The 8,877-nt window shown below is 44.0% G+C and carries 8 protein-coding genes; 5 read left to right on the forward strand and 3 right to left on the reverse strand.

All coding sequences use genetic code 11. From position 1 onward, the window contains the following. Positions 1-74 precede the first annotated feature (74 nt). Positions 75-341 carry a hypothetical protein gene (locus ACSHWX_RS08700; RefSeq protein WP_435667811.1) on the reverse strand — a complete coding sequence of 89 codons (267 nt, stop codon included), beginning with the start codon at positions 339-341 and terminating at the stop codon, positions 75-77. Positions 342-475: 134 nt separating this feature from the next. Between ACSHWX_RS08700 and ACSHWX_RS08705 the strand changes: the two genes are divergently transcribed. The 5 genes from ACSHWX_RS08705 (at position 476) to ACSHWX_RS08725 (ending at position 6,781) form a co-directional block, all read left to right on the forward strand. Then, positions 476-1,384 carry a hypothetical protein gene (locus ACSHWX_RS08705; RefSeq protein WP_435667812.1) on the forward strand — a complete coding sequence of 303 codons (909 nt, stop codon included), beginning with the start codon at positions 476-478 and terminating at the stop codon, positions 1,382-1,384. Beyond that, positions 1,381-2,376, forward strand: a complete 996-nt coding sequence (locus tag ACSHWX_RS08710; RefSeq protein WP_435667813.1) for a hypothetical protein — start codon at positions 1,381-1,383, stop codon at positions 2,374-2,376. The genes ACSHWX_RS08705 and ACSHWX_RS08710 overlap by 4 nt, the downstream gene beginning before the upstream one ends. 4 nt (positions 2,377-2,380) lie before the next feature. Beyond that, complete coding sequence (locus tag ACSHWX_RS08715; protein ID WP_435667814.1) at positions 2,381-4,744, forward strand: hypothetical protein; 2,364 nt, start codon at positions 2,381-2,383, stop codon at positions 4,742-4,744. Positions 4,745-5,333: 589 nt separating this feature from the next. After that, the gene (locus ACSHWX_RS08720) at positions 5,334-5,834 is read left to right on the forward strand and encodes a hypothetical protein (RefSeq protein ID WP_435667815.1); all 501 of its coding nucleotides are present in this window, start codon (positions 5,334-5,336) and stop codon (positions 5,832-5,834) included. Further along, positions 5,831-6,781, forward strand: a complete 951-nt coding sequence (locus ACSHWX_RS08725) for a toll/interleukin-1 receptor domain-containing protein (protein ID WP_435667816.1) — start codon at positions 5,831-5,833, stop codon at positions 6,779-6,781. The genes ACSHWX_RS08720 and ACSHWX_RS08725 overlap by 4 nt, the downstream gene beginning before the upstream one ends. Before the next feature lie 56 nt (positions 6,782-6,837). On the opposite strand, the gene ACSHWX_RS08730 is transcribed toward ACSHWX_RS08725, so the two are convergent. Further along, entirely contained in the window at positions 6,838-8,691 is a 1,854-nt protein-coding gene (locus ACSHWX_RS08730; protein WP_435667817.1) for a UvrD-helicase domain-containing protein, read from the reverse strand. Beyond that, on the reverse strand, positions 8,688-8,877 hold a 190-nt coding region (locus tag ACSHWX_RS08735), incomplete at its 5' end, for a hypothetical protein (RefSeq protein ID WP_435667818.1). The genes ACSHWX_RS08730 and ACSHWX_RS08735, both read right to left, overlap by 4 nt.

The raw sequence follows: 8,877 nt of genomic DNA on the forward strand, positions 1-8,877 counted from the left end.
AAGGAAAGCACGACCAATCAAATCGAATACACGCAGCCAGCAGAATAGCCTCAGTAAACCAATTCCTCCACTCGCTACGATAACATACGAAGTTTTGTTGGAGACATTCCTCTAGTTGGCATCGCTGCGTAATCTATTGCTGTCAATCCGCATCTGTCCTCAATTTCTTTGTTGGCACCCAACAACAACAGCTGCGAAACATCGCGATCTGTGCCGAAAATTGTTGCAACCATCAATGGAGAAAGCCCAATTTCATCTTGTTTGTTTATAAGTCTGGTGGGGATGCTAGTTTCTTGTAGTTTGCCATTCTTAATACAACTGAATAATTCTTTAAGTTTCAAATTAACCTCCGAAGCAAATTTATCATTAAAGAGAACTTTGTTCCATAGGTTTAAGTTCCCAAACTTGAATACTCCGCGAGTTGACACCAGAAAAAAAGATGCTCACTATACTCTATATTTTTAGGGGTGGACTATTGGACTACAGGGTAAGAATTGCACTTATCAATGTGTTTGATGGAGTAGCAACAGGACAAATTGCTGAATCCACAGCCCAAGAGTTTTTTGTAGATTTTTTTTCTGACTTTTCATTCGACTTAGATCCGGACCAGCAATTTACGAAACTACTCGCCCATGTCTTTGGGCGAACCATGCCTTGCAAAGTGGAAAACCTCCTAGGAAAAACGGAAATCGACGAAACAATAGTTACCGTGAAAGCTAGTAGTGGGATTCAGGATTTTTTTAGAGACATTGAGATCAAATTTAGCGATGAGTTAACTCAAGATGACGCAGATTCTCTGACTCGCTTAAACGATCCTGGTTTCTTTGGTGTTCCCACGCGAACCGATTGTGAACGCGGGGCTGAGTTGATAAATCTATATGCAAGTCATTTGAGTCTGACGCTGGGATTACCGCACAACGTGTTGTGGGTAACTTCAGAAAGCGCAACGAATATATCTGCACATGATGAGGAATGGGACCATCTCGCAACAAGAATGCGCGATATGCTCGGTCTCATCGATATCGCCCGAGAGCATTTATTTGTTTTTACTGTTCCTATCCGATCACACTTAGGTATTCGGCCGACCGCATTCAACGGTGCTGACAATAGCAGATTCTGCCAAGATGAAGAACACCTTGGAATTGCTCGTTCGGATTGGGGGCGAACTACCTGGATGGAAGACCACAATAAGTTTGGGTCCGGCTATCCTGAATTGATTAGTGCTGCCCTTCCATTGGGTGAAGGCGCACAATGCCGATATTTGGGACAGACACAAAATTGTGCTCCAGGTTCAAATCAAGGATACTATGAACACATTTTGGCGGGGAGAGAATTCAATGATTTGTGTTCGAGATTTGGTTGCAACGCAGAGAGCTTTTTATGAGCGCTATAGATTCTAAGGAAGATGCTTTTGTTTGGTGGCAAAATGTCGTGCGAGCTTACGAACAATTGAGGAAAACTAAACAAGTACAACAAAAAATTCATTTGGGAGAGGTTGTTTTAAAAGCATTTCAACCTTTTCCCTATTCTCCTAGGCACTCTTTTTTTGAAGCAGTGTCTCAGATATTCTCTGCCAGTTACTCACCACGTCAAAGAATGTTGCTAAGAGGTGGGCTGTTAGAATCTCTGAGAGAAGCCGTTAAGAATAAAAATCAATTTGAAGTTGAGCTATTGGTTCGTTGCGCGAGCGAACAACTAATACGTGCGACGGACGTTCCTGAGGTATTTGAATACTTTAACAGCATTATTCGACCAGACGTACAAAATATACACCGCATTAGCGCAGCGCAAGTCAGTGCTCTAGCAATTTGGTTAGTGCGTTCATGTAGTTCTGATCAGCTTGAGGGTATGGTTGAAGATTGGAAGCTGGCTTCATATTGGAAAGACTCTAATTCTTGGGCATTGCTGCTAGCTTGCGACCGATCCACTGATCAAGAACGAAAAATCAGAATAATTCTTCGTTCTCATGGTGCACATTTACATAGATATCTCCAGCAGTTAACTCCCGAGTCGAAGGGTCAAACAATCTCTGTGTTATTAGAGAAAATTGGGCTCGCACCATTTTGCCGAGTTTTGGGTTCTTTAGATCCAAGGTATCATGATTTCTTGATTGGAGAACTCCTAGGGAGCAATTCGCCTTTGTCACTCACTGCTGTAAGCCCAGAAGATGCAAGGTTGGTAGCAGAACCTCACGATGCGGTGTTTCGATTTGCTGATGAAATTGCGTTTCCAGACTCCGCAGAGTTTGATTGGCAAGAATTCAGGTTAGCGATAAGCTATGCAAACGACGCGGCAGCTAAACATGAAAAGACGGAACCCGAGTTCGATCCTGCAACAGAGCTAGCGGCGATGCTGCAAGATAGCGGGAAAGGTTGAGCTAATGCCGGCTAGTATTGATAACACCAGAGAAGCCACAAGGTTTCTACTTAAGTGTTTAAAATTATACGATATATTGCTTTTCAATCTTTATGATAAAAACGCTAAAACCGAGTCTGGATATTACTATTTTCTGGACCCCGATGTAATTGAATTATTGTTCTTGCCAACAGCCGAAAGTTGGATGCAAGAATTTGGAGTTTTTGGCGACGATACCGAAAGCGGAAAACTAATTGCAGATGTAGTTCACGAGCAACTAGAGCGTAGAAGCTTGTCCGATCGCGTCACTTCCAAAGCTACTGGTGCCGCTAGCATTCTCGCCGGAGAGTACATCTTTGGCGGCAACCTTCCTCAACAAAACTCGCATCCATTGCTTGTAAGTGTGGATCATATTGGTGAACTTACAAGACTGGTTGAGCGGCTGCGACGGCAAACTACAAATTTGCGGAAACCTCATCCCGACCCGGGAACTCTTACCATTGATGAACATCTTATGCGCTTGGAAGCACAACTTGCTAGCGATTCGGATTATTCGAGTAATTTGGCGGTTAGGAAGATCAGTCGCATCATTTCGGCTCAGGTTGAACAAAAATTTGATATGGCAGGAGTTGCTAGAGTACAGCGACTATTCAAAAGAAGAAATCCGAGCGCATTACTTAGGGCTGACCTTTTTGACAAGAAATTCTCTGCTCAAAGCCCGCCTCCGAAAGAACTTTATCATTATTTCAAGCATCATATTCGCGAAATTAAGAAAAGGCGACCGCATCCGCCCAGTAACTCTGCAATTGACGCTGATGCGATGACATTGGCTCAGATAATACACTTCAATAGTGCGACAAGTGGACAGAAAATGCCTAGAGCTGTGCTGATAACTCGCGATACTGGCGTCACCGAAGCATATCGTAGCTGGCGAAAGTCACAGGCAAGCTCTGAGCAGAATTTTCCTTGCATTAGAAGCCCAATGCAATTTCACCCAGCCATCAACCTTTCTCAAATGCCAGGAAACAACTCTGGTGCTCATGTCTTTAATACGCTCCAAAAATCAATCGAGAAGATTCTGGCTAGTTATTTTAGCGTAAGAGGCAACAGTCCATATTACTATGCCTCTCCGAAAGCATTTAGAAAAATTCTAGAAGGCTTATTTAGGAGAGATGGAGCAGCCACTGATATCTCATCGTTGGTTAATGAGGTAAGTCACCACGGAAATAAAATTGCGAATCTTTGGGATGAACTAACGGCACAGAGTGTAAGTCTGAAGGCAGATTCACTTGTTGAGCTTCGTGATCAAACGGAGGAGTTTTTTGTAAGCTTCTTGGACAAGGAAGGTATTAATGCAGTAGTTCGCTCAGTTGATGGATTGTCGAGGGACTTCTTTCACCAAGCGAACGCGGTGGCATTACCCTCGCTTCTTATCAGACACATTGCCTGGGCAATCCAAAGCTCTAATATTTCTGGGTGGGTGCGCAGGGCACCTCATACGTTTTTAGCGAACAACGCTGAATATCAGCTAATTCAAAAGTTGATAGCACGGCTTTTATCGAACTCGCCCCACGACTTTGTCAATGACATTACTACATTGTTTGAGTCTGATCTCACAATGGATCAAGATGAAACAAACTTGGCTCTTGGATGCCTTGCTTTGGAATTTGGAGCGTGGCCCTCGGCACTCGTTTATCTGAGAGATTTTGACGAGGTCCTTAAGCCAACCGCCAAATGCGATCATAAATTTGCTTTTTCACTTGCTCTACGGCTTTCATCAACCAGAACAAATATTGATGAGAATATCGATACATCACTAAGAATACTCGAAAGTGAGGGCTCAAAACCTCACTCTGAGCTTCGTTGGCAAAGTGAAGCAATTGCGACCATTATATCAAAAGTAATTTTGCTAAAAAGCACCGACGATAACGGCTTAATTCCCGCTTGCCTCGAAACCCTTGTGCCGTTTCTGTCAGGAGCATCCATTTGTTTGTCGAAAGCCGCTCGACCACACTCTGTTGCCGATCGTGCGGCGCAAATACAAATTTTGGGCTCGTTGAAATTCCTAGAAGTTTGGTTCGAATTGGGACTAATTCCGAAGACGGAGATTAAACCAAACCTTCAACATCTCTTGTCAGAGTTCCACAATTCGGTTTCAGATACAGAATCTGTTGAGAGGATGGGCTACTCAATTCAAATCTATGAGATATTAGGGAGCGACGAAGGTGTTACCGCTGCTAAGGCCAACGAAGCCTTGGAACTTATAAGCCGCGTTGTAAGTAAGGATAGCGAACTTGGAATTGCTTTTGAGTTGCCATATATCGACGAAGTAGAATTTAAAGTTTTAGGATTTGCGCTTAGTACATATATTTCCAAAGCTACGAGTTAACGGCCAGATAGTTTTTAGTGTCAAATCATGCACCAACCATCAGGTCGGCTGTCCAACTTTGCAATAATTGAACCACTATATTATGCGGCGAGTTGTGTGTCAGGTGACACTATTGCGCTGCGTCCCTTCGGGCATCTTCCGACATTAAGAAATGACGCAAGATGTGTGCTGTAATACAGCACCACTTGGAAAGGGAGACGCTGCGCTCTCCCGTTTCATCCCTCTAGCCGTGGTGCATTTCAGGCATTGAGCCTTTTTGCACCATACAAACATATCTGTGTTTGATCCCTCGTCAGGGAGAATGATATCTCCCCAACGCCCCATATCTCACCCCTGCGCGGATTGAATGCCGCCATCTTGCCAAAGGTGGATTATGTCCAAAGGGCGTATCGCTGCCCCTTGTAACCCACTCGGAAAATTTGGAGAATTGTAATCTCCATCTGCCTCAAATCTGGCCAAAATAAAAATTCAAACCACATATAAAATTCGTTCGCTAAACTGAGGATAAAGAGAGTTTCACGTTCAGCATTACTTCGAGTCATGCCATATTCGAGGTATGAAAGTTTATCCTGAATGTGAAATTATCCCAGTGTCAAAGTGCAAGCCTGGGCAAGTTGTGCGCGAAACTGGCTACAGAAGTGAGGGTCGATTTGCTTTAGTGGCAGATGTTCCAAACTCCGAAAAACGAGCACTGGTTTTCTTTGAAATTGATGGACCGACATACACTATATTTGAAATGGACCCCAGTTATATGATTTTGGCCTATGGTGGTACGCCAATCTGGGAAATTGACCAGTTCGGTTCATTCGAAACAACACCAGACAAACTTTATAACGCTAACGGCTGCTTGGTTAGAGATGAAGGTGGGTACTGTATGAACGTACGGAATGAAAATACGGGGTATCACCGTCGCCCAAGTCGTAGTTTTAATTTGGACGTCGGGACGCTCGAAGAGTTTGTGGAAAAATTTAAGAACATTGCGGTCTTTGGCACATGGAGATTGTTTCTCCATGACGAAGACCTTCCCTTTGAGGATCGGATCAAAATTGCAGAATTCAGCTGGATTGATCCCATAGGGACCCCATCATGACAACACTGTTCTTTTCATACTCACACGCAGATGAAGACCTCCGCGATATGCTGGAAAAGCATTTGGCCGCTCTCAAGCATCAAGGACTAATTGAATTTTGGCATGATCGGCGTATTAGCGCTGGTACAGAACTTGATGGTGCGATTGACAAAAATTTGAATGATGCTGGCGTTATTTTGCTTCTGGTTAGCTCAGACTTTATTGCGTCGCGATACTGCTATGATGTCGAGATGAAGCGAGCTATGGAGCGGCATCAAAAAAATGACGCAGTAGTCATCCCAGTTATATTGAGACCATGTGATTGGCATGATACCCCGTTTGGCATGCTACTCGGTGTTCCAAGAGATGGAAAAGCAATTACAAGTTGGACTAATCTTGATGAAGCCTTTCTTGATGTCGTGCAGGCAATAAAAAAGGTGGTTCGAAAGCAAACGTCAACGACCAAAGAACTCCCCGATACAACTACAGAACACACAAGCATTTCTTCCGTAGAATCCGCTGTACATCGTCCGCGTTCTGCGAATTTGCGGACAAGAAAGACGTTCTCTGAGGCCGACAAAGATCAGTTTCTTGATGAATCATTTTCTTACATGGCGTTGTATTTTGAGAACTCTCTTCAAGAACTACAAGAACGGAGCGAAGACCTAACGACCCGTTTTAAAAAAATAGACGGCAATAGCTTTACAGCGGTCATCTATCGCAATGGTGATGCGAAATCACGCTGCAAAATAAAGTTAGGCGGCATGTTTAACGGCATTTCCTATTCCGCCAGCGATCGGGCTGACGACAACAGCTATAATGAGAATATGTCGATCGATTGTGATGACCAACATATGTATCTAAAGCCAATAGGAATGGCGATGCATGGAGGGCAAAAAGACACTCCGCTGACCGCTGAAGGTGCTTCGGAGTATTATTGGTCTATGCTCATTCAGGCAGTGCAATAATGCATTTCATTCGATTGGCTTGAGATTTCGACTTCCCTTACAATCCGTGGTGCGGTTCATTGCACCGGCCAGGGTAAAATCTGAACTTGATCTTCGGTGAACAACCCGCCCTCAATGAGTTCTGATTGAGCGGCTACAGTATTCGCACAAAAAAGAAATACTCTCAGATTGTTGCGGGCACGAGAGAAGCAGACATATGTGAGTTTTCCGCTGCGGTTCATTTGCCCCTCTGTTCCGTTACCTGAGACTGTAGGAGTTAGAAGTTTGCTAAAACTGTACTTAGTCCAGCCTGCTTCCACATCATCAAATACAACAAGAACGTCGTCATATTCTTCTCCTTTTGATCCATGCTGGGTGCTGAGCGGGGTGTGTTCAGAAACAAACCCATAATATGACATGAGTTCGTCAGTAGACATGGCAAAAAACTGATCAGCTAGCCAGTCAGATTTTTCCTCACTGTGGAAGTCCTGGTCATATTCTTCTGATCTTGGCGCTCGATCCAAGTGTTCAGCCAAACGGTCATTGATTGAACACAAACTATGTTCCCGTGCGAACTCCAAGACTCTTCCAATTGGTTGATTTTGCCAAAGACTGTTTAGCTTACCAATCAAAAGATTGGCACTATCCAGCATTTCCTTGAGCGGTCGCTCCCTATTTGGGCCCGATATATCGAATGCTGGGGTATATTCTCGTAATACGTCGACCATTTGCCTGCTATCTCCTTGATGCAGCCCGATCAAGAGCGGACAAAGTGCATTAACAAAGGGCTTCAGAAGAAAATGTTTGCCATCTGAATATTCATCTGCTGTTCGTGTCGATGCGAATCTACCAGTAAACAAGTTATGCAATTTTGAAAAAGCAAGACGCCGTGCAATCATCTGGTGAACCAAAAATAGCCGCTTAGCATCAGAGTTATTGTGCCAACCGATCAATTCCAATGCTTGGTCGAATTTTATCAAGTTGCGATCTAGTTGCTCTGGCGTATATCGATTGCGTGGCCCTTCTGGTGTCTCCGCTTCTATCAAGGTCAATAACACGCTGCCTTCAAGGAGTGCGTTGTCGCCAGCGGCGGTTTGTTGGATGTCGGTTCGTAGCTTGTTGGTCAGTGCCACAATTGATGTTGCAGATCGAAAATTTTCTTCCTTATCGATTGCGCGAAAACCTGATGGACCATCAAAGCATCCAGTGCCGTTGTCAAAAATTTGCTGCATAGGATCACCAAAGTACCCCACAATTGGAAGCCCCTCGCCATCGCAAATGTCATTGAACGCGGCAATTACATTATCAAATGTATCCTGTGCTTCATCAACAAAGATATAGGGATACTGGAATCCTAAACCACGTTGAAGAACAGGTTTTGCTGAAATGAGGTAGGCCGCCAAATCGATTACGTCATCGTGACCGATCTGTCCCTTAGAAAAACTGCTGAATTGATTTTCATCATATTTGAACGCAGAGACATCTTCCAACAACTCCAATTCGGCTTCCAGTTCCGCAATGCGTTCGCGGGCCTTCTTTGCAGCTTGAGAATTACCACCTTTGTCTTTCGCTCGATGCTTGGCTATGTGAGAAGGAATTATATGATCGTGCAATGCAATACGAATATCCATTGTGAAACGACTAATGGCATTCCAGAGAAAACTGTGCATGGTTGAGACCAAATAGAGGTCGTCGAACCCAAGCCGTTCCTCGATCACCGCTGTCGCACGCTTGGTATAAGTTATACATACTATTTTTTGACCATCTCGACGCAGTCTAGCGCCATATTCAATCCGTAGAAAATTCAGTGCCGTTACAAGTGATGTTGTTTTGCCTGAACCAGCACCAGCCACTACTGAGAACGAACAAGCGTTCAAAAGGCAATGCTCAATTTCTTTATCTGCATTCGTTGGTGTGAGCACTTTTGTCATGCGGGTATTTCCTCGGCCAACTGCGTCTGTAGCCGTTGCTCTAACCAAGTGAGTCCTTCGGCGATGTATAATGGCACATTCCAGTCATCCGAGGATAAGATCGCCAGCGCAAACTCTGTCTTCTTAAAATTCGAATTCTTAACAAGTTCAAATACATGAAAATTTAGTTCTGTTGCTACAGTTGGA

Origin of the sequence: Maritalea sp., from assembly GCF_051251695.1 — a bacterium.
Lineage (GTDB): Bacteria > Pseudomonadota > Alphaproteobacteria > Rhizobiales > Devosiaceae > Maritalea.

Coding starts and splice junctions, on each gene's coding strand:
- ACSHWX_RS08710 (WP_435667813.1), top strand. CDS start 1,381: ATGAGCGCTATAGATTCTAAGGAAGATGCTTTTGTTTGGTGGCAAAAT.
- ACSHWX_RS08715 (WP_435667814.1), top strand. CDS start 2,381: ATGCCGGCTAGTATTGATAACACCAGAGAAGCCACAAGGTTTCTACTT.
- ACSHWX_RS08725 (WP_435667816.1), top strand. CDS start 5,831: ATGACAACACTGTTCTTTTCATACTCACACGCAGATGAAGACCTCCGC.
- ACSHWX_RS08730 (WP_435667817.1), bottom strand. CDS start 8,691: ATGACAAAAGTGCTCACACCAACGAATGCAGATAAAGAAATTGAGCAT.